17 protein-coding genes and 1 pseudogene are annotated in these 20,209 nt (G+C 49.9%); 6 read left to right on the top strand and 12 right to left on the bottom strand.

The window, feature by feature from the left end; genetic code table 11:
• Positions 1-35: 35 nt before the first annotated feature.
• Both BH714_RS24465 and BH714_RS07290 read right to left on the bottom strand, forming a co-directional pair.
• A complete protein-coding gene (locus BH714_RS24465) occupies positions 36-194 on the bottom strand; it encodes a pPIWI-associating nuclease domain-containing protein (RefSeq protein WP_162182836.1) in 159 nt (52 codons plus the stop codon).
• A gap of 303 nt (positions 195-497) precedes the next feature.
• Positions 498-1,415 (bottom strand): hypothetical protein, encoded by a 918-nt coding sequence (locus BH714_RS07290; protein WP_040017491.1) that lies wholly within the window; start codon positions 1,413-1,415, stop codon positions 498-500.
• 517 nt (positions 1,416-1,932) lie between these two features.
• On the opposite strand from BH714_RS07290, the gene BH714_RS07285 reads away from it, so the two are divergent.
• The gene (locus BH714_RS07285) at positions 1,933-5,172 is read left to right on the top strand and encodes a hypothetical protein (protein WP_040017489.1); all 3,240 of its coding nucleotides are present in this window, start codon (positions 1,933-1,935) and stop codon (positions 5,170-5,172) included.
• 338 nt (positions 5,173-5,510) lie between these two features.
• Here the strand turns inward: BH714_RS07285 and BH714_RS07280 are convergent, their stop codons facing one another.
• The 3 genes from BH714_RS07280 to BH714_RS07275 all read right to left on the bottom strand — a co-directional run bounded on the left by BH714_RS07280 (position 5,511) and on the right by BH714_RS07275 (position 9,775).
• Positions 5,511-7,814 carry a hypothetical protein gene (locus BH714_RS07280; RefSeq protein ID WP_250637391.1) on the bottom strand — a complete coding sequence of 768 codons (2,304 nt, stop codon included), beginning with the start codon at positions 7,812-7,814 and terminating at the stop codon, positions 5,511-5,513.
• Positions 7,815-7,875: 61 nt separating this feature from the next.
• Positions 7,876-9,012: a DEAD/DEAH box helicase gene (locus tag BH714_RS24410; RefSeq protein WP_250637390.1), complete on the bottom strand. Its 1,137-nt coding sequence runs from the start codon at positions 9,010-9,012 to the stop codon at positions 7,876-7,878.
• The gene (locus BH714_RS07275) at positions 8,999-9,775 is read right to left on the bottom strand and encodes a HamA C-terminal domain-containing protein (RefSeq protein ID WP_016237032.1); all 777 of its coding nucleotides are present in this window, start codon (positions 9,773-9,775) and stop codon (positions 8,999-9,001) included. The genes BH714_RS24410 and BH714_RS07275 overlap by 14 nt, the downstream gene beginning before the upstream one ends.
• Positions 9,776-10,002: 227 nt before the next feature.
• Between BH714_RS07275 and BH714_RS24285 the strand changes: the two are divergent.
• A pseudogene (locus BH714_RS24285) lies at positions 10,003-10,255 on the top strand (hypothetical protein); the annotation flags it as partial.
• An 893-nt stretch (positions 10,256-11,148) separates the two neighbouring features.
• Here BH714_RS24285 and BH714_RS23520 read toward each other — a convergent pair.
• Positions 11,149-11,445, bottom strand: coding sequence for a helix-turn-helix domain-containing protein (locus BH714_RS23520; RefSeq protein WP_061356411.1), 297 nt, complete (start codon positions 11,443-11,445; stop codon positions 11,149-11,151).
• A 312-nt stretch (positions 11,446-11,757) separates the two neighbouring features.
• Positions 11,758-12,306 (bottom strand): hypothetical protein, encoded by a 549-nt coding sequence (locus tag BH714_RS07265; protein ID WP_040017488.1) that lies wholly within the window; start codon positions 12,304-12,306, stop codon positions 11,758-11,760.
• Positions 12,307-12,403: 97 nt separating this feature from the next.
• Between BH714_RS07265 and BH714_RS23515 the strand changes: the two genes are divergently transcribed.
• Positions 12,404-12,736 carry a helix-turn-helix domain-containing protein gene (locus BH714_RS23515; RefSeq protein ID WP_072040316.1) on the top strand — a complete coding sequence of 111 codons (333 nt, stop codon included), beginning with the start codon at positions 12,404-12,406 and terminating at the stop codon, positions 12,734-12,736.
• Positions 12,737-12,910: 174 nt separating this feature from the next.
• On the opposite strand, the gene BH714_RS07260 is transcribed toward BH714_RS23515, so the two are convergent.
• The 4 genes from BH714_RS07260 to BH714_RS07245 all read right to left on the bottom strand — a co-directional run bounded on the left by BH714_RS07260 (position 12,911) and on the right by BH714_RS07245 (position 17,271).
• Complete coding sequence (locus BH714_RS07260) at positions 12,911-13,414, bottom strand: hypothetical protein (protein WP_001140767.1); 504 nt, start codon at positions 13,412-13,414, stop codon at positions 12,911-12,913.
• Entirely contained in the window at positions 13,407-14,261 is an 855-nt protein-coding gene (locus tag BH714_RS24280; protein ID WP_236918393.1) for a hypothetical protein, read from the bottom strand. The genes BH714_RS07260 and BH714_RS24280 overlap by 8 nt, the downstream gene beginning before the upstream one ends.
• A 48-nt stretch (positions 14,262-14,309) precedes the next feature.
• Positions 14,310-15,083 carry a hypothetical protein gene (locus BH714_RS24275; protein WP_236918392.1) on the bottom strand — a complete coding sequence of 258 codons (774 nt, stop codon included), beginning with the start codon at positions 15,081-15,083 and terminating at the stop codon, positions 14,310-14,312.
• Between the two features lie 568 nt (positions 15,084-15,651).
• Complete coding sequence (locus tag BH714_RS07245) at positions 15,652-17,271, bottom strand: mechanosensitive ion channel family protein (RefSeq protein WP_040017485.1); 1,620 nt, start codon at positions 17,269-17,271, stop codon at positions 15,652-15,654.
• 226 nt (positions 17,272-17,497) lie between these two features.
• Between BH714_RS07245 and BH714_RS07240 the strand changes: the two genes are divergently transcribed.
• Complete coding sequence (locus BH714_RS07240; RefSeq protein WP_020884136.1) at positions 17,498-17,860, top strand: TIR domain-containing protein; 363 nt, start codon at positions 17,498-17,500, stop codon at positions 17,858-17,860.
• A gap of 60 nt (positions 17,861-17,920) precedes the next feature.
• On the opposite strand, the gene BH714_RS07235 is transcribed toward BH714_RS07240, so the two are convergent.
• Entirely contained in the window at positions 17,921-18,694 is a 774-nt protein-coding gene (locus BH714_RS07235) for a DeoR/GlpR family DNA-binding transcription regulator (RefSeq protein ID WP_040017484.1), read from the bottom strand.
• Between the two features lie 86 nt (positions 18,695-18,780).
• Between BH714_RS07235 and BH714_RS07230 the strand changes: the two genes are divergently transcribed.
• Positions 18,781-19,365, top strand: a complete 585-nt coding sequence (locus BH714_RS07230) for an NUDIX hydrolase (RefSeq protein ID WP_014170069.1) — start codon at positions 18,781-18,783, stop codon at positions 19,363-19,365.
• Between the two features lie 82 nt (positions 19,366-19,447).
• Positions 19,448-20,206: a trans-aconitate 2-methyltransferase gene (gene tam, locus BH714_RS07225; RefSeq protein WP_040017483.1), complete on the top strand. Its 759-nt coding sequence runs from the start codon at positions 19,448-19,450 to the stop codon at positions 20,204-20,206.
• Positions 20,207-20,209: the final 3 nt, after the last annotated feature.

The following is a 20,209-nucleotide window of genomic DNA, read 5'->3' as shown; positions in this document are numbered from 1 at the left end:
GCGCAAACGTCTGGCCTGTGAGGTGCAGGCCAGGTTTACTCGTACCAAGTCGTAATATCTACGCTAAACTTATTAAGGTTAATGGAACTACCCAATGGTTGTTTAAATAGAACTTCCATTTCACTGTACACGGGAAACGAAGCTGGAATTTCAGCTCCATCACCTTTACGCCGATCGGATGCTGATCCGTACATTGAGCGCTCCAATACTCCCATCGATATGCATTCTCATAGAGCTTACGCCAATTTTAACAACAGAAATTTTTTCTGCTGTTATTTCCTCAATATACTGATGGGTAGATATTTACATTAACTCAACAACCGATTTGCTGTTTATTCTGTCGATCAGAACGCCATTGATATCATTGAAGAGCTTATAGGCAACTTCGGTTCTCAGCTCATCAATCTTATTAATAAAGTCAAGAAGGAGGAGGTTAATGCATAGCAGATACAAAGACCGAACCCTCATTCTAGAAGTTGAAGTTTTATAAAATTCTGTTATCCGTAGAAGTAACTCGATAGCTCGGCTGGGTATTGTTTTCCTAAGGTTATCATTTGGGCCAAATTGGCCTTGGCATTTAACTCTCCTGCAAGCATTCGAAAAACATTGTCAAAGCGATTTATCCTCCCTTCCTTCAAAGAGTACCGCTTTTCGCAGGCGCATACAAAACTCTTTATCTCCTCTAATAACTTATCGCTGACGGGGTTAATTTTAAGATAGTTTCCTGTTGGGCCGCATTTCTCAAACGAAAACTGATGCGCAGCTTGATTTCTCAAATCTTTCAGCAATTTGACAATTGAAAGAAGCTCATTGCTTAGTAGTTTCTCCTTTTCGCAAAAATCTATTTTTCTATTATATGTCATTTTATCAGCAAGATTATATGTGGTTTTTTTGCTGTCAGTTATTATCTTGTAAAGCATACCCTCTATATAAGCTGCATGAGAAATTATATCCGCTCGACACTCGAAATGCCCAATATCAGCATTGTGAGGGGGAATACTTATGCTATCAAATTCCTCGCCGATCGAATGTGCTGAAAGTATAATTCGAATGAAGTGGGGAAAGTTAAGGCTCTCCAGCTTTAGCTTTGATTTTAAATCATGTTGGAACGCAATTCCGTACTCATTAGAGTACTGGGCGATAGCGAATGAGTCAGTGATTATTTCCCAGAATTGCGAAAATGGATATTTTAGTATTACTTTAGATGCACCTTCTTCAAGATGATGAGTTATATTGCCACTAATTGAAGCCCAGTGGAGTCTTTCGACTAAAATGAAAACATCTTCAGGTGAGAGCGTGCTGGATGTAAGTACTTCCTCTTTGCTAGAAAACGTCGCCTTATGTAACGTCTCGATTTGACCTGGTAGTGAGTGGTCTACATAGCCCTTAAGGTGGTAGTTTTCTGGAGTCCCCATATTGCCCTTACTCCTACAAAATTATTTGATTGTCTCAGCCGAGATAAGTTTTTTACCTGCGTTTCTGTGACATATCAACTTTTTCTAATCAAATTCTTAGATTGAAGCTCTGCGATAATTTTCAAAGTCGACGCGGAAGCGTAAACTTCAATCTTTTGGTCGACGTTTTTTCCATATTCTGGGCAGCAGGTGATCCTTCGCACTTCGCTGCTATTGGTCGAAACTGGGCCTCACTGGAGCCGAGGCTGCTTTATTAGAGACGTATCAGGCCTCAGCCTTCTCTACTTAAATTCAGGGAATACCATGAATCGGGGTAAAATCCAGAGAACAGGTAGCATAGCCTTGCAGGTGAACCTAGCGAAGGCAGGACGGTGCTTGTCGCGCTTGGCTTACAGCGAGCTGGAAACATTAGTTTAGGGGCGCTGGAGGTCTAGGCTTGGCGCAGAAGTGCATGGTGACATTCGAACATTTTCTTCGCATGTATACGATGGCGGAACTCGTATTTAAGAGGCAATGAATGGCTGAAAGAGAACAAGTAAAAGGGGTAGCGCCATCAAAATTCATGCGTGAACTGCGTCCTGAATTTTACTCGGATACCAGCGATCGCACAGCATATCAACTCGATGCCTCGGCACTTGAGTACCACCTCGATAGTATTACATCGCGTAACCAGACCCATGATTTCGAGATATTTTGTCGCAAGTTGTGCGAACGCACGATCTGCCCAAACTTGAAGCCTGCTACCGGTCCGGAGGGAGGAGGGGACAGCAAAGCTGATTCAGAAACTATTCCGATTGCCGACGAGATTGCTACTCTCACGTATATGGGGGACGCAAATGCTGCACAGGAGCGTTGGGCATTCGCTTTCAGTGCTAAGAGAAAGTGGGCGGAGAAAGTTCGCAATGACGTTGCAGGCATTGTGGCTACGCAGCGTGGCTATCAGAAAGTTTATTGTGTAACAGCGCAGTTCGCTCGGGCGAAGGATCGCGCCCGCGTCGAGGATGAACTTTCGAAACAGTACGGTGTGACCATCACTATTCTTGACCGGAGTTGGATTGTTGATCAGGTCGTCAGTAATGATCGTAAGGACCTAGCCTTTAATTACCTTGGTGTAGGGCAGGAGGTTGCAGGCTCAAGGCGTATGGGGCCCACAGATTACTCCCGCTCACAGCAACTTGAAGACATCGAGAAAACGCTCGGCAATCCGGAGGCATTTTCTGGGATGAAAATGCAACGAGTTACGGAATCTCTGGTGGCAGCTAAGTTGTCGCGTAATCTAGAGCTCCCACGAATCGAGACAGATGGTCGGTTTGCTCGTGCAATTCGACTCGCTGAACAAGATGGAACTTATCGCCAGAAGTTGGAAGCGCACTACGAGTCCATCTGGACCGCCTTTTGGTGGTTCGATGACATCGCGTATTTGAACGAAAGGTATGACGAGTTTGCGAATCTGGTGTGCGACACGGATCACGCCATAAACCTTGAGTTTCTTTGTAATCTAGTACAATTGCTATTCAACTCGGTCATTCATCAGCATTTGACGGTCGAAGAGGCTAGGCTTGAAGAGCGAGCATCTAGATTGACCGAGAGGTTAAAGGTAATTGCTGAGAATAAAGAACGTCCAAATAATGCCTTGGAGGCCCTGTCGTCGTTACTCGTCATAGAAGTCAATCAGGCGATACTTAAACAAGATACTGAAAAACTGAGTTCGCTATGGCCGCAGTTCTCGGATGTCGTCAAGCGTGCGAGAGGTCTCGGTGAGTTTTCTGCTGAGCGTTTGACTAAAATGATTGAGGTGTTCGGGCTCGTCGCCGGTAAGGACAGTAGTTATGTCCAACTGGTTGACGAGGTAGCAGCGTTTGTTTCTGAGCGTACCGGTGAGGCTCAGGGGGCGTTAGTGCTTCTCAAGCGAGCGCAACAACTCGATTTCGAAGATAACTTCGAAATCATTCGTTTGTTGGGCAAAGCCGCGCGTCAACTCACTAAAAAAGAATATGCCGATTCTCTGATCGAAGCACTGCAACTGCTCACGTTTGCTTATCGTAGTGCCGGATTGCTCTGGGCTGCGCGGGCTACATGCATTTTTGCAATGGCTTCGATGTTCATCGAAGCCGAGGAGGACAGTGACCTTTCGGCTTCGATCGTACCCATGGTTATGGCCCTCGCTTGGATTGCTGTCGAACTTCGGCATCTTCCAGACGCTCTCGAAGCTGTTCGGTTAGTTCGAGGTTGTACGGCGATGCTTCCGCTCGACGACTCATCAAAAGATCGTATCGCGAAGCGACTTACGGAGTTAGATCTTATTCTGGCGAGCCAAATCCTAAATTTCACAGCGGAAGAACTTCAACACGTTGTGCGATTACCTGACGTTCTTGGTGGACTCGGTCTGCAACAGAGTCGAAACTCGCTGATTTACGCGCTCGGCCATGAAGCCGAACTTCGTCGGGAGGGATCAATACCGCAAGAAGAGACGCCAGAGAAGGTGGCCGAGTTATTTACTTTGCTTGCTAGCCAACCGGTATCTAGCAACCAGCATGGTCCTGTCATCTTTAACGAGGCAGACTCGCAGTGCCTTGTCTCAAGAGTTCAGGGCATTCGTGTGGCAGTCTTTCACCCGTGCTCCGATGCCTTAGTTCTTGCCGCAGAAGCAGTAATAGGATCCGTTGAAGCATTTTTTGCAACCGCAATCGAAAGCGGCGCCGTAGCGCATACAGAGAACTTCACTATATCACTTCAAGATAGTTCTGAAGTGCTGGCACCTGACTACACGATCAATACTGATGAAATGACGGCGATAGTTCGCTGGCCGACTGGGTTCAAACCAGCTACATTTGCCCGGCAGGCCGACATCCAGAAAATGCTGATTGGATTGGCTGCTGAGATTTTTGCTGCCACTTGCTACGTGGAGTATATGCGAAAAACGATCGAACATCTCTTCAGCAGTGAGGCGGTGCTTGATCGCATTAGCATGGTCGTAATTGTCGGCAATAGTCGGCAACGCGTATTCAAAGAAGGGCTATCGAAGCTCAGTGATTGGACGCAGATGGCGATATCGGAGTTCACTCTTGAGTCGTCTCGTCCCGTAATCATCCGCCGCTTATTAAACACGGTTGAGGATCAGGAAAGATGCTCGACGGTAGGAAAACGAGGTTCCCCGCCCCTAACAAGTGATCATCGCGATCTGGGTGTTCGCTCAGTTATAGATGTTCATCTTTGGGATCAAGCTGGTTGGAATGGAACTGCTTTTACTCATTGGGGGCCCTCGTATCCTCCAGCGATTGCGCTCATGTTTAAGCACGAGGATGCCGCGAGGAAGATTTTTTCACGTTGGCGTCAACGTCTAGGAACGGTCGATAAGCAGGACGAAATTTACCTGGCGATTCTGCGTGGAATATCCGTTGACGAACCGGCGCATTACCGTGTTCTTATCACTTCTAGGCTTTCTAATGATGAGGGCGAAACGTCAGGCAAGACCTTCATGATGGCATCACGTATGCAAACCATGCATGCAGAAACCGATGTCAACCTGATCCGCTTTCTTAATATTTACAGGCAGTCACGCGCGTATTTGCTTCTTCCTGCGATATTTAATGGACGGGCTGAGCCGAAGTTTATTCCAGAGCTAGCAATCCTAAAGCGGGAGCTTAGTGTAAAGAACGCTATCGAGGTGAACGAGCATGACGTTGAGGTGATGGCTCTTGGGGCAGAAGAGTATCGCCGTCGGTTCGGAACGTCTGGGCCTGGCAACAGAAGTTAGGTACTGATATCTGGTACTGCAATGAGCCCATTGATGGAATAAGTCCTGCTACGGACTAGGATGTCAACTCAGTGAAGCTCTTCTTCCGCGAAATCGCGTTGCGCGATTTCGCGGAAGGAGATATCGAAGTGCTCTTTCCAAACGAGGTGCCAAGAAACTTCTGGCTAACTCCAGGGATTACAGTCGTCCGCCTTATGCCACCCATGGGGCGCATTCTCGACAAGCATAACGGCGGTTAGCATGTCGCCACAGTCATGGCAGTTGATTCACTCTCCCTTCGCGACAGGTGCGCGCTTCTGTTCGTCGATCCAGGCATACAGCATCTTGACCGTTCCCTTTTAGACGTCGGCAGTCGGCCAACGCAACTTTCCGCGGCCGACGCGTAGAGCATCCACGAGCCGGGTTTTGCCCGGCAACTGTCCCGAGAATAGACTGGGCTTGGGATCAACCGCTGGCTTCTTGAAGACGGCGATCCGCTGGTAGTCGGGGGTTGTCAGCCAAGTCCGCGCGTCGCCTTCGTCGGTGAGGATTCGATAGAGGCCAGCGGGCGGGGAGGACTCGGTATCGAGTAGGCGCTTATAGCGTTCGACGGACCATTTCTGGATGCCTCCGCTGAGAGCTTCGGTTCGGAAGCGGGCCCATAACGCGGAGGTGTCGGGTGTTGGCCAGTCGCCTGCGTCGGTTTTGGCCGTAATCTCGTCGGATTCAAGCCAGGCCCGCATTTCTGCGGGCGTGACGAAGATTGGTTCAGCATCTTCGATGGCCGCCATTGCCGCGCGCCGTGACGGCAGGCCTGCGCGGATCAGCATCGCCATCATGAACTGTGGGACACCGGTTTCGACCACAGCCGCAGCGGCGCCCGCCACCGTATCCGGCGACCAGCCGAAGGACATGCGCCGGGTGCGGACGGCTTCTAGCGCCCAGACTAGCCGATAGGTGAAGGCATCTTCGACCGCCCGCATGTTCTGCGGGCCGATCTTGGAGACTTCTTCCCCGGACACCCAACTACGTAGGATAGCTTTCCAGTTCGGCGGCAGCGCGTTCGCCTTGTCAGGGATGAAAGGCCGCATGAACAGCAGGCGTTCGCCGAGTCCGCCGAGAGCATCGGCGAGTTCGTTGATGTCGCCGCTCAACGCTGCACTGTCTGCCCTGTCGATGAGTTCGGCCAACTCGTCCGCCATAGCGTCAATGAGGAGGCCAGCTTCGAGCCCTACTCCCATCGCGAAATGCCCGCGTCGCGTAGGGGGGGTGGTAGCTTTCCAGATGAGAGCAGCGCGTGCTTCGAATACCTTCCGGTGCAGGGAAGCGACATCCTCGTCCTCCCGAGCAATTTGGCGAGCCCAGAGTGACCCCCTGAGCGCCTCGTCTAGAAGTTTAGGTAGATCGGCGCGATCAGCGTCTAGGGCTTCGATCAGACCGAATACGGTGGCGTCGAGGCGTTCGACGAGCTGAGACAGGGGCTCCTCGTCGATGGTTTCCTCCTCGTCATCCGTCTCGTCTTCATCGTCGGTGGAAGCGTCGTATTCCACTGCGGCTGCCAGTCGTTCTGCTACCACTGCTTCTTCTTCAGGTGACCTCCAAGCCTCGCGGGCGTTGGCGAGATATTCCCAGGCGTCATCTATATCCAAGACGCCCTCGCGTGATAGACGCTCAAGGATTTCGGCAACGATCTGAATAAGGCCGCTTTTAAGCGTCCTGGCCTTGGCAGAGGCGACCAGTTCCCTCCATTCTTTCTTTCGCCATTTGATTTTGTCGAACATGACATGGACGATCAGCCCCTCGACATCGACGAATGCACGTCCGGCGCGGCCGGCCACGTTCGCGAACTCCTCTCCTTTGATCTTCTCTGAGGCGCGATATAGCGCGGGCACAAGCAGCACGGCAGCGTTGAGATTGAGGCCCTGCGAGAGCGTCGGCGAAGCGACAATGACCTTTAGCGCTCCTTCGGATAGAAGCAGTTCCAGTTCGCGTAGGAACGGGCTCGGCAGTCGGCCGTGATGAATGGCAACGCCCACCTTCAGGCTGGCCACGGCTGGGTGATCCTCGCCCAACCATTCCTTGCCGACTTCTAGGGCGCGGGCGATTGGAGCCTCGTCTTCCAGCAACGAGTCCAGATAGCCGCGCTTGCAGAGGTCCACGACTTGTTTGCCGTAGCTCTCGACCCAGTTTGCTTGGGTAGAGAAGATCAAGGTGCGCTTGCCCTGGCTCGCGAACTCCCATGCCGCGAACAGAGCGAGGTGCGAGTTCTTGCGTGGATAGGGCTTCTTCTCCTTCCCGAGCGCTGGTTTTTCCGCGACGAATTTGTCAAGGAAGGGGCCATCGTCGTCTAGATCGAGCCGTAGCAACGCGTCCTTACCTCGCCAGGTAAGCGCGCCGAATCTCTGGCGCGTTGGGCGCCAGTCGGAACGCACAGGCTCCCCGGGTTCGTCGGAACGAATCCATGCGGTAAGGTCGTCGAGTTCGTCGCCGCTTGGCAGGATCGCGGAAAGGCAAACTATTCGGCGCTCTGCCGCATCCGTGCGCCGAAGTAGACGCTGCACGAGCGTCTCATAGCGGATTTCGCGCTCACTAGGACCGATCATGTGGCCTTCGTCGAGGACGATCAGGCCGACATCGTCAATCAACGTCTGGTCGCTTCTCAGCGCGAAGTCGAGTTTTTCGGGCGTCGCAATGATGATCTCCCGTGTGCGGAGGGCGTCTTCATCACCGGGCGAAAGGCCGCTGGCGCCGTAGAGAGAAGAGACACCAAACCCCTAGGGGCGCGAAGGTCTTCCTGAAAGTTCGTTCGGTCTGGGCCGAAAGAGCGCGCAGCGGTGTGACGATTAGCACCCGGCGTGCGGAGGATAGGGTCATTAACGCGGCAATCTCTGCCACCCGTGTTTTGCCCGCGCTGGTCGGCAGGGCGACGACCAGATCGTCCGTGACGTCTGTGGAGCGCTGGGCGGCTTCGCGCTGCGATGGCCATAGCTCCACTTCTGAGGTCTTGCGGGCGTAAAGGGAAGATATAAACAACCGCCGCAGGTCGGGATATCTTTCCTCCGCACCCTCGGGTGGCTCAGTCGGCAAATTCTGGTGTAGTGAGTGTTGCCACAAGTCGTCGATCAGGTGACGGCAGAGGTTCGAGATCCACCACAGCGGGACGTTCTCAGCGTTGTCGGCAAGCCCGACAGCGGTGGTAAGGAGCCCTCGCGCGGCTTCGAACGACTCAACCTCGCCCGTCTCAAGCGCGAAGTCGAAAAATGCCAGGGCACGGCAGATCGTCGTATTGAGAATTGTCGACAGTACTTCGTCGACGTCAGCATCTCCGCCCTGCAGGGCCGCCGCGATCTGCTCATCGCCGTGAGCCCCATAATTCAACCAGTCGCGAACGAAGCCGCGAAGTTGATCGAGATCGCGCAGTATCAGGTGTCGGATCGCTATTTCCCCGGGTGAGACGTTAAGGTCTTCCTCTATCTCGTTGAAGATTGAAAAGGCGACGGCCGAGAAGCCGGCTAGATGGTAGGCTGCAGCAGCAATGGTGCGGCGGAATCCGCGATCAGGCGACTCTGGATCACCATTACGCACGAGGGCTTCGAAGGCGTTGGCTGCGCGCTCAAAGGCCTTGCCAGTGAGTTCCGAAGCACCAGCCTGAGCCCGCAGTGCCATTGCGCCTCGAAGCAGGGCAAAACCGTGCTCGGCAAGATCTGTTTCGATGGTTGCGCCAAGCGGCGGAGCGTTTTGCGGCAATACGCCATTCTTGCGCATCAACGACCAAGCTGCACCGCGATAGAGGAGGCGCCCGAGAATACCGTCAACTGTAGCGGCCGTCAGGAAGGTGCTTAATTCTTCAGTCGTCTCCAAGATCTTCCGCCTCTAGGTACATTGCCGCAATGAAATCCTGATGGTCTTCGACGTGAATGTTCACGACGTAATGGTCCCTGTTGACTCCAGCGGCTTCAAGGTTCTCTTTCAGGGAAGCGTGAGGGCCGTTACCCGACACGGTGAAGAGCATGTGGTCGATGCGATCGGCTGGCATAGACTTAAGACCCACTTCGTCACGAAGGTCGCGACCCAGTGCGTTATCGCCAGCGTCGTTGCTCTCCAGCAGGCGATTGGCGACGAACAGCAGCGAGTCAGGCGTGCAGCGGCCATTGTCGCGGTCGAGGACCTTGCGGGCGGCGGTGACCGTGGTTTTGCCAAGCTTCTGGTTACTTTTAGCTTCACCTTTTAGCAGCCAGAGCTTATTGCCTTGGTAGCCCGCGCCGATGATGTCATCGCCGCGCATGGCCATGTTACGGCCGTCCTTGTAACGGAGCCGGCGCACGGGTACCCGCAGACCGATTTCTTCCTCAACTAGTTCAGTCGCAAGGATTTCGCCGAGGTCGCCAGAGCGGCCCTTCGGGGTATTAGGCATTGCCTCGCGGAGGATCTTGGCAGCAACCTTGTATCCTAGTCGCCCTACGTCATCGGCGATGCGTTCAAGTCGTTCGTAGTGCGAGCGAATGGTCTCAGCAAGGTCCTCGCGGATATCATCGCGGCCGCCGTCCTTCTCGACATACGTCCAGTAATACTTGCGTTCATCATTTTCTTTAATGGATTCACACCACTTCTCATATAGCCCCACGGCGTTTCTCCCTATCAATCAGTTCTGATCACGTCAAGATTTTCCCGATTCGAAATCGGCCTATTGAAAGAATCCATCCTCAGCGCTTTCCCACGTATCTTGCAAAATGGCGTCAATCTCTTCCCGCTCAGTTTCAGTCGCGCCAATCAATGGGAAGCAGCTCATATTTCTTTCAATCACCAACAGGCAAAGATTCCTGATAATGTACCCATAGGAGGGGAGACGCAATGTCAGAGATGAATCCACACGATGCCGCGCAGACTTTGCCCCAGGATCGGGAAACGCTGTACCACTTGGTCTGGTGCGAGCCCGCGGAATGTATAGCTGTGTTGTATGACATCAGTACTGAGTTACTGGCAAAACGATGCAGCGAAATGCGGATACCCAGGCCGCTTGCCGGTTACTGTAAGGCACTTGCGAAAGGTACTGCGCCTGCAATTCCCACTCTGCCCGATCTGAAAAAGGGTAAGACGGTAAAGGTATGTGAGAATGATAATCCATCAATGCACTCTCCTGCCGTTAAGGCATCAAAATCAGCAACTTCATTAGCCCTAAAGCAAGCCCCTGTTACAGGCAGAAACCGCTGTTCAGCAGCGTCTTACTGCCGCCCTGACGCGCGCGGTCACCGCGAACGGGCAGGTACTGGTGATTGGAAACAGCTACGACACCCGCGAGCTTCAGCAGGTGGCCAGCCAGATCCCGGGGGCAACGACCGTCGAAGCCGTCGATTTGGTCGACCTTACCGACTTTGGTGCAGCGTTTAACCTGGAAGCTGCGGATGCGTTGACGCGCCTGGTGCAGTTTGCCGCAGGCGTCATGACCCTAGGTTGGCCCCGCAGCATTGCTGCCCCGCCTAAAAACGCTACGAAGAGGGCGAGCCCGCAACCCGCCGACGGTTGCCGAAGCAGCGTTTGTGGCATTTGCAGAGAGACCAGGTTTTATGCTGGCCGCAGAGGCGTTGCGCCTTCTGACTCGTCAGGACAATGCGCGGGTCTATCGGCCAGAGGTATTGCGCTGTTGTTTGCGCGCCCTGCAGTCGGCTGCAGCCGGAGGCTACACTTTTGCAGACGCCACGGTAAATGAGCGAGAACGCAATCGCCACGAGAGTCGACCGCTGGCCCGGCGTGTAATCGGCAGCTCATTGTTGCTAAGGGGGCTGGAAGGAGAGGTGGCAGTCATCACATCCCCGGAAGAGATGGATGCACGACACCTCTATGTCGCTATGACGCGGGGATCTTCGCGGCTGGTTGTGTGCTCGCTAACTCCCATATTGACGGTCCGCTAACCCCGATGCAAAGCGCCCTTGCTCACAAATCGCACCTTCCTTAGGGGCAGTGCCTGACGTACAGCCCTATCAAATAGCCTGGCTACTATCACCATTCTTCACGCCTTGCCGGTGAATCAAACTCCTTTTCAACCAAATTTGAAGCCTTTGTATAAGTTGAAATAGGTTCAGAACTAAGCGAAATCTCCACTCCCAAAATATTTAACACGTTGTACAGGCGCTGAAAACTTGCTTTTGAAGGGTTTGCCTCAAGGCGAGCATAAGTCTGCTGAGTGACACCCAACCTGGCGGATAATTCTCTTTGAGTTAATCCTTTTGATTTACGAAAACCAATTAAAAGTGGCCGTAACTGGCTAAGAAGTCTGACCGGGAAAACATTATCCATAAGTAGGAGACCATGTCGATTATTTTAAAATAAGTTCACTTTACGTAAAAAACAGCCTACAGGGTGTTTTTTTACTTTACAGCTTTTAAGGTGAAAGGATGACTCGTTGTTTAATTTGTTGCATTTAAGTGTTAAAGGTTGCATCTGGGACTGACTAAGATTATATTTTTCAGGTCTAGCATATAGTGGTACGCGCCGTTAATCTCATATTAGTGAAGTTTATCAGCGCATGAAGGGAGAGGGCGGTCTCGGCTTTGCCCTCTCTTTTTCACGACTCTATTAAACTTTAAATCCTTTCTGGAATTCATTGCCTTATTGAAATGTATGATTAACAATCTCAATCAATGTATTTATTTTTTCATTTATCTTAATGTGTTTTTTGTCTTGCTCTAGAGAAAGTTTCCGGAATTCATTTTCCCTGCTCGGTACGGCAATTATCAATTCTTCATAAATTTCTTTTGCTCCTGATATTTTTTCCAATTCACTGCTGTATTTTTCAATAAGAGTTCTTATTTGAATATTTACATTATTATGTTCATAGCTATTAGCGCTTGAAAACTGGCGAGAACTTTTTTGGGTTGCCTCAATTAATTGCACATTTTCCATTGCGATATTGAATTCTGATGTGGGTGAGTATAAATATTGATACACTCCTGATTTTCTTACTTTATTTAATAATCCTTTTTTAACTAGGCATTGAATTTGGTTATAAGCAAAAGCTTTTGCCTTTAGGTAGGTTTTCGGGAGTGAGAATCGCTCGACAAGAATTATTGCTACATCGTTACTGGTGAAGTTATCTTTGCCAATGTGGATTATTGCAGAAAATATGTACGACTCAGGGTTGGATACTCGACTATTCATATGACTAAAACAATGCAGTTAACTTAGGATTGCTAAGTATACAACAATGGCAGATACTTAGACAATCTAAGCATTCGAGGCTAATGAAGATGAATCAGTGTCTGAAAAAAATCCGATACCAGAACGACTTAAGGAAGCGAGATGCAGGGCGGGTTTATCACAGCGCTCGCTGGGCCTCCTTGTTGGGTTTGATCCCGCTTCGGCTAGCAGTCGTATGAATCATTATGAGAAAGGGCGGCATGTCCCCGATATTGATACGCTTCGACGGATGGCGTCAGAGTTAAACGTGCCGTTAAACTACTTTTTTTGTGATGATCAGACCACAGCAGAACTTGCATTACTCATATCCCGGATGACAGAGGAAGAGCGAAGTAATCTCATCGAAGCACTCAAAACGTCTTCAGGTGTAAAACATGGTGGTAACACATGATGTTCTACAAAAGGCTATTGATCTTTTAGAAGGTAACGAAAGTGCAGCATTAAATTGGTGTAATGAACCAAATCGGCATTAGAATGGAAGACTCCCTTCGACATAAAGGACATAGAAGAGAGAGTATTGATAATTAGTGCGCTAATTTTACGAATAGAGTAGGGCGTTTACTCATTAGCTCATTCTTGAATTTCTTTTGCGCTCAGCAAGTTCTCGAATGAGGTCGTCTGCAAGCATGTCCTCTACTTTGATAGGAGTTGCGTTGTCGATATACTCAATGATGTCGGCGAGCGCCAGTACATTTCTTTCATATTTAGCTTTCAATGCTATAATTTCAGCATCAAGACGATTTGCCTTACTTATATAAGCAGCGCCGGTTCGGCCCATGGCCAATTTAGCCTTTTCATCTGTAGTCAACTCTCGTTTGCCATCTTCGTAGTTGTTATGCTGGCGAAGCCTGTAATTATTGATGATAATTTTTCGAGAGGTGAGGGTACTAATGCCACCTTTAACTATTCCTTTGGCTTTAAGACGTGCATGTAACGTAGATGGTTGAATGGGGGATTTTTCCAGTCCCTCTTGCACCATAGCTTGTAGCTCGGCTTTGATGTAAGCATCAAGTTCCTTACCCTGAATGACTTTATCGTCTGCATTGCGACTGCGCGGGGTCTTAGCCATTATTATTTCTCTCTATACGTTTCTGTTCAATAAAGAAAAGATCAGCTAGGGTTTTTGGAGTTTTGCCAATTAGCATTTGTTTATTAATTCGCTCAATAACTTTATATAATGGGTTGTTCAGATCATCAGAAAACAGGGAAACCAGTTTTTTCTCGCCTTTAACCTTTATAGTATCAGCTTCAAGAGCCTCGAGCACGATGAGAGCTTCTTCCTGTTCTTTTAATGCCAGCATGAAGCCTGGATTCACTATAGTCAACTTACGGAGTTGAATGATTTCTTTTCGCTTGTTTGATAAACGTCGTGATGCTTCTTCCGCTTCGCCAAGACGACCTGTAAGAGTGAAGTAGCCACAAGGTAGACCAGACTGACACTTAAGCGCATGAGGACAACCCCAGCGAGCTACATCTCTCGTACAGGCTCCAAATCCAAGAGGATGCAGTTTTGCATGGCGGTGAAGCAGTGATTTCGCCTTATCAGCCAAATTTTGTTGTACTAACTTGTCATGTGCACGTTTTAGTTCAGGCAGAAACTTATCGGACATTGTGCCAGTTATATAGTCAACAACCTCAGCAGTTGTTTCACCAAAAGTCTGCATGTTCTGCTTCAGATTATGCTCGGTATTGAGCTCAGGATTTATCATTAGTGAGATTGTTAATTTAACGTTTGCAACACCTGTATTTTTTACCGTGTTAGAGGACTGTGATAGAGCTGCCATTCTGCGGCTAAGCTCAGTTCTGGGGGAGGGTGGGTTGAGCGGAATGCGGGGCTTCTGCTGCGTAGTAAAGAGTGATAGCTGGAAACTCTTCGTGAGAGCTTGATTGTTCTCATCATAAGCCTTTTCGAGCATATTGATTGCTAGAGAAGCGGTCTGATAGGACTGTGATTCGGCCTGATGCTAATAGTGTTTATTCTGGGTAATATCAACACGCCCCATTAGGATGGCCTGAATATGATCCGTCACTCCAGCGATTGCCAAGAATGTATTTATGTTATGTCGCGGTACATGCTTTTTGATAATGACACGGGACCCATCATCTTCAAAAAGATTAAAGTGATCAAAGATTGATTTTCGGTTTTGTGTTCCGCCTAACCACGCTTCTATTGAGTTTTCATCAAGTGGAAAAATATGTTGCAATGAAACAAAATCTTTACCAAGTCCAAATGCACCTTCCGGCATGATGAACATCAGGTCTTCATAATTGAAGTGTTCCCAGTCACCATTGTTTTTGGCTGAAATTATGCACTGGTGCCCAGGCTCGAAGTTTTTTGCTTGAGCGTAACGCTGATAGACATAATCATTCAACTGTTCTTTAGTGAAGTACCAGCTGTTCTTCTGTTTATGAACGGGTATTACCTTAGGTTTATGTCCACTAAAGTTCGCAATGGAATTCCGAATACTCTTTCCAAGATCATTCCTAGAGCCACCAGAACCACTAAACATGATGTCTTCAAGATAATTTTGCTCAATCCATTCATCAGGATAATCAGCGATCTTATCTGGGAGCAGGTTAGTGAAATTAGAATCTCTGAAGCCCTGAATCGTTTTACGAAACCCCAAGGTCAATTCTTGAACAGATTTATAAATCATCTCAACGACAGAATAAGTGCTTGGCGCCAGCCAATGGATCCGCCATCCAGCCTTTTTCGCACCAAGATACTCAATACCCAACCTGTAAGTAGGCCAGTCTTGATCTATTGCGTGCCATCAAGCTCCCTGATAAAACAGGAGATATTGTAGCCAGACCGATAGAAATCGTAGTCAAATGTTCGTTTGTGCTTCTTAAAGTAATAGACGTAAAAAAAACGCAGCGAACACAGAATGTTTTCTTGAGTCCCCAGATGTTTCTTGCTCAGTTCATTCATTCCATAAATTGTGGCGAACATGACCGGTAGGGTAGTCACATCATCAACTATGAGATGAGTTCTCTGGTTGTTCCTCGATAAATGTAAGATGGAATATGCCATGAACTTAGCGGATGCCCCGTAATTTTTGCGTTATGAAGCCATCGTAAGTCCACAACTAAACTTTGGCAACTGACTGATTCATCTGTAAGTTCCTGAAAGAGAGGAACTCATGAACTTAAGAACAAACCCACCATATTTAACATAATATACATTATGCGCACTTACATAGATTAAGGCAGAATCTGGCTTTTTATGGTCATCCTTGTTCTGGTGTTTGACAGCCTCTAATGCACATTATCTGCTCCGAATCCTCTAAACCTGCATAGCCATCTTCACTCACGCTGTTTATTCTCTGGCTTCTCTGCCGGCGCTGCATACCAGTTATCTTCCGTCACGACGACCGCGCCTTCTGGTTGCATCACAAAGTTTGGCGACATGATTTGTACATTAAACTCGTTAAAGACATCCTGAATATTGCTGTGCAGTTCATTGCGGGCCTCCGCCAGTGATTGCCCGGCACGCAGCTTCACCTGAAGTTCATAAGCAATATACCAGTCCATCAAACTCAATTGTCTTACCAGCGGCTGTTGTGACTGATCGATACATTTCGCCCGTCTGGCGGCAATCTCCAGCATGGCATGAACTTGCCGCCATGGCGTGTCGTATCCGATAGTGACACCTGTCGTCAGGTTCACGCCACCATCTGGATTTTGCGCGCTGAGATTAGTGATTTTGCCGCTAACTACGACAGCATTCGGTACGGTTACAACGTAATTCTCCCGCGTAATGATTTTCGTCGCGAGCATACCTATCTCGGTAACCAACCCTTCGTTATCCGCGACCCGAATGATGTCGCCTTTTCTCAAGGCTCGCGAGTAAATCAGTACCAGGCCACTCATGGCATGATTCATCACCCCGGCAGATCCCAGAGTCAACATCAGCCCAAAGAATACACTGATACCTTTAAAGGCCAGTGAATTGGCCCCCGGTAAAAACGGGTATGCTGCAGACAGAGCAAATAACCATACCACCACAGAAATTAACTTCCTCGTCGCGCCGACGGTTTCAGGATGGATCCCGGGAAGGTGTAAACGCCCTGCTTCTACCTGATTTAACAAGACTTTAAGGAGTTTTAGAATGAAGGCTGTGATAAGAAAAATAATCAGGACGATTAAAATGCCCGGCATAGCCGAGACAATCGACAGTGCAATATCCCGCAGAACACGCATGGTCCAGTCACCCAGCGATGCCCCCCAAACGCGCGTCCAGGGAAACAGACTGAATGCCCAACTTAGCCAGATATAAAGCCCGAGAATACCCAAAATAATCATCAGCAAAGCATACAAACGAGTCTCAATCGCGCCGACAAACCTGCGCCAGCGTTGTGGAATGATACTGCGGTTCTCAAGAATGCGGCCTCGGTAAAAACGCCTTACTCCACGCCATGACCGCCAGGCACCGTACCAGAAAACAAACAGTGCCAGCAGCCCTGCGGCCGTTTTGCCTGCCGATAATGCCAGCCACCCGGCGTCATATTGATCGCGAAGTGCCGTACGTTGTGCCTCCATTCGGGTCAGCACACGTTGAGCAGCTTCATCAAGCGTCAGGTCGTCACCCTCATCGAGATCGGCTTGTGCCAGTAACATCACCGGCTTGCCGTTCATCACAATCAGTCTTCCCGGTTGGTTGTAACGGGTAACCGGAATAATTTTCAGGGGCTCCCGAACATCCTGTTGAGAGAAATTGCGCAGCGTATTTCGAATGCGCAAAACTCGCTCTTCAGGCGTGGTCAGACCGAATTTTGCCTGCAGCATAACAATCGGCTGATGGAAAATATAAACCGTTCTGGCGCGCTCCCGATCTGTCGGCTCCTGGCGCGGCTCTGCGGCTACGCTGAGAAAAGAGATTACTGAGAGCAAGCATGACACTGTAACGAGCAGGATCCTCTTCATTTCCACCCCCTGAAACGCAAGATTATTGTTATTTTTCAATACGCCCAGAGAATGGCTGATCTCTGCTTTTTGAGCATAGACCAGCTCTACTCTTCTGCAACTGTCTTAAAAAAACCATAATGCACAATATTGCTTGAAATTGCACGAAACTGGCGATTAATATGAAGCCAGAAACAAAAGGCGCACAAACGTGCAAACTCATGCATTTTTACTTACTGAGGTTGATATGACACAACAGTTGATTTTAATCGCCGGCCCCTATCGTAGCGGCACCGATGGCGTGCAGGCGCGCATTGATGAAAACCTTGCTCGTCTTGAAAATGCGGCGTTAGCCGTCTATCAACGTGGCCACGTTCCGGTTATTGGCGAATGGCTGGCCTTACCGTTGGCAAAAGCGGCTGGCTCGAAATCGATGGGTGATGAAATCAGTGAAGCAATGCTGTATCCCGTCGCGCACCGGCTCATAGCGAAATGTGATGCTATCTACCGGATTGCCGGCGCGTCCAAAGGGGCCGATATGGACATTGAGGTGGCGCAAACGCTGGGGCTTAAGATTTACACTGCGCTTGAGGATATCCCTCAGGTTTGATGTTGCCTGCCAGCCTGTCGGCTTACCGACAGGCCGGATCATAAAGGCTTTTCGCGTGGGTTATGCCTTTTCCGGTTCAGAGGTCATCACCACGGAAACGCCCTTTTCTTTTACCGCGTTAATCCAGTCTCTATCGGTATCGTCTTCAACGACAATCGTGTTCACCAGCGACAGATCGCCAATCACAAAAGATGACGCGGTATTGATTTTTTCGGGGGAAGCCAGCACAACCGTTTCGGCGGCTCTGCCGGAAAATGCACGTTTGATACTCGCCTCTTCAAAATCACCGGTCGTCAGGCCCGCATCAGGATGGATGCCAGTTACTCCCATAAAGAACAGGTCCGCATGGATTTTTTCGATGCCTTCGATAGCAGCCGCGCCGACCGCAACAATAGAGTGTTTATACAGACGGCCACCGATCAGGATAACCTCAATGGAGGGATGTTCGACAAGTCCCAGCGCAATGCCTGGGCTGTGCGTGACCACGGTTATCTTCAAATCAGGAGGCAGAAACGTAATCAGCTCTGACGTAGTCGTGCCGCCGTCAATGATCACCACCTGGCCGTCAGAAATCAGCTGCGCACCTTTACGGGCGACATTTTTCTTGGCATTCATCTTTACCGATTTACGCTCAGCAAACGGGGCAATGGCCGAGGATGACGGCAGCGCCCCGCCGTGAACACGCTGTAAACGCCCTTCTGCCGCCAGCTCGCGTAAATCACGCCGAATGGTATCTTCAGACACCGCGAAAAGCGTGCTGAGCGCTTTAGACTGGACCTGACCTTCAGCCTCGAGCTTTTCAAGGATCAATTGTTTTCGCTGCGTTGTGAGCATAAGGAATTCCTGATATTGCACGTTTAATCTTGAAACTGCACGACAATGCTGTTTATGATAATTACTCTACGTAAGGAGGAACAAACGTGCAATCAAAACGTGCAGATGTACGCATCATAGAAAGTGAAACACTGTCTGATAACTGGTACATCCTGAAAAAATTTACCTTTGATCTGCAGCGACGCGATGGCGAATGGCAGCGGCAAAATCGCGAAGTTTACGACCGGGGAAACGGAGCCACCATCCTGCTTTATAACCGGGATAAAAAGACGGTGATCCTGACCCGCCAGTTCCGCTTCCCTGTCTTTATTAACGGGCACGAAGATGACCTTATTGAAGCTGCTGCGGGCTTGCTCGATAACATGGATCCGGAAAGCCGGATTAAAGCAGAAGCGGAAGAAGAGACCGGCTATAGCGTTTCCCGCGTTGAGAAAATTTTTGAAGCTTACATGAGCCCGGGCTCCGTCACTGAAAAACTCTATTTTTATCTCGCCGAATACCAGCCGAAAGACAGAACCAGTGAAGGCGGTGGACTCAAAGCGGAGGGTGAGGATATCGACGTACTGGAAATGACGCTGGAAGAGGCACTGCGCGGCATTGAAACGGGCAGGATTGTCGACGGGAAAACCATCATGCTGCTTTATCATGTTGCCCTGAAAGGCATTCTGTAATTGCTGCAGGACAGACACCTGCCGCAGTGCAGGTGTCTGTGTGTGCTATTCTTGCTGAAGCATGCACAACGGAGATGCAAAGATGGCTGACTGGAACCCTTCCCTGTACCTGCGATACGGAGCCGAACGTACGCGCCCCGCCGCTGAATTGCTCGCCAGAATTCCCCTGGATGACGTGTCATCCATCGTCGATCTGGGCTGCGGCCCTGGAAACAGTACGGCGCTGTTAAAACATCGCTGGCCTTCAGCGCACGTCACAGGGGTCGATAACTCACCTGCGATGCTCGACGAAGCCCGCAGCGCCTTACCGGATTGCCACTTTGTTGAGGCCGATATCCGCCAGTTTAATCCCGGCCAGCCGCTGAGCCTGATTTACGCCAATGCCTCGTTGCAGTGGGTGCCCGACCACTACGATCTCCTGCCGCACCTGGTCTCTCTGCTCACGTTAAATGGCGTATTGGCCATTCAGATGCCTGACAACTGGCTTGAGCCCACTCATGTGGCGATGCGTGAAGTTGCCTGGGAACAAGGCTATCCCGACCGGGGGCGTGAAGCCTTACCCGGCGTGCATGCCTATTACGACATTCTGACAGACGCCGGTTGTGATGTGGATATCTGGCGGACAACCTATTTCCATAAAATGAGCTCACACCAGGCCATCATTGACTGGGTAAGCGCGACCGGTTTACGTCCGTGGCTGCAGGAGCTTAATGAGAGCGAGCAGAAACGTTTTCTCAAGCGCTACCATGAAATGCTGGAAGAGCAGTATCCGCTCCAGGAAAACGGGCAGATACTGCTGGCTTTTCCACGGTTGTTTATCATTGCTCAACGTCAGCCCTGAGCA

It is taken from the genome of Enterobacter ludwigii, assembly GCF_001750725.1.
In the GTDB taxonomy this organism is placed as follows: Bacteria; Pseudomonadota; Gammaproteobacteria; order Enterobacterales; family Enterobacteriaceae; genus Enterobacter; species Enterobacter ludwigii.
The sequence above is the reverse complement of the archived record's forward strand: the minus strand, read 5'-3'. Positions and strand labels throughout refer to the sequence as shown.

Coding starts and splice junctions, on each gene's coding strand:
- BH714_RS24465 (WP_162182836.1), bottom strand. CDS start 194: ATGTACGGATCAGCATCCGATCGGCGTAAAGGTGATGGAGCTGAAATT.
- BH714_RS07290 (WP_040017491.1), bottom strand. CDS start 1,415: ATGGGGACTCCAGAAAACTACCACCTTAAGGGCTATGTAGACCACTCA.
- BH714_RS07285 (WP_040017489.1), top strand. CDS start 1,933: ATGGCTGAAAGAGAACAAGTAAAAGGGGTAGCGCCATCAAAATTCATG.
- BH714_RS23520 (WP_061356411.1), bottom strand. CDS start 11,445: ATGGATAATGTTTTCCCGGTCAGACTTCTTAGCCAGTTACGGCCACTT.
- BH714_RS07265 (WP_040017488.1), bottom strand. CDS start 12,306: ATGAATAGTCGAGTATCCAACCCTGAGTCGTACATATTTTCTGCAATA.
- BH714_RS07260 (WP_001140767.1), bottom strand. CDS start 13,414: ATGGCTAAGACCCCGCGCAGTCGCAATGCAGACGATAAAGTCATTCAG.
- BH714_RS24280 (WP_236918393.1), bottom strand. CDS start 14,261: ATGCTCGAAAAGGCTTATGATGAGAACAATCAAGCTCTCACGAAGAGT.
- BH714_RS07245 (WP_040017485.1), bottom strand. CDS start 17,271: ATGAAGAGGATCCTGCTCGTTACAGTGTCATGCTTGCTCTCAGTAATC.
- BH714_RS07240 (WP_020884136.1), top strand. CDS start 17,498: ATGACACAACAGTTGATTTTAATCGCCGGCCCCTATCGTAGCGGCACC.
- BH714_RS07235 (WP_040017484.1), bottom strand. CDS start 18,694: ATGCTCACAACGCAGCGAAAACAATTGATCCTTGAAAAGCTCGAGGCT.
- tam (WP_040017483.1), top strand. CDS start 19,448: ATGGCTGACTGGAACCCTTCCCTGTACCTGCGATACGGAGCCGAACGT.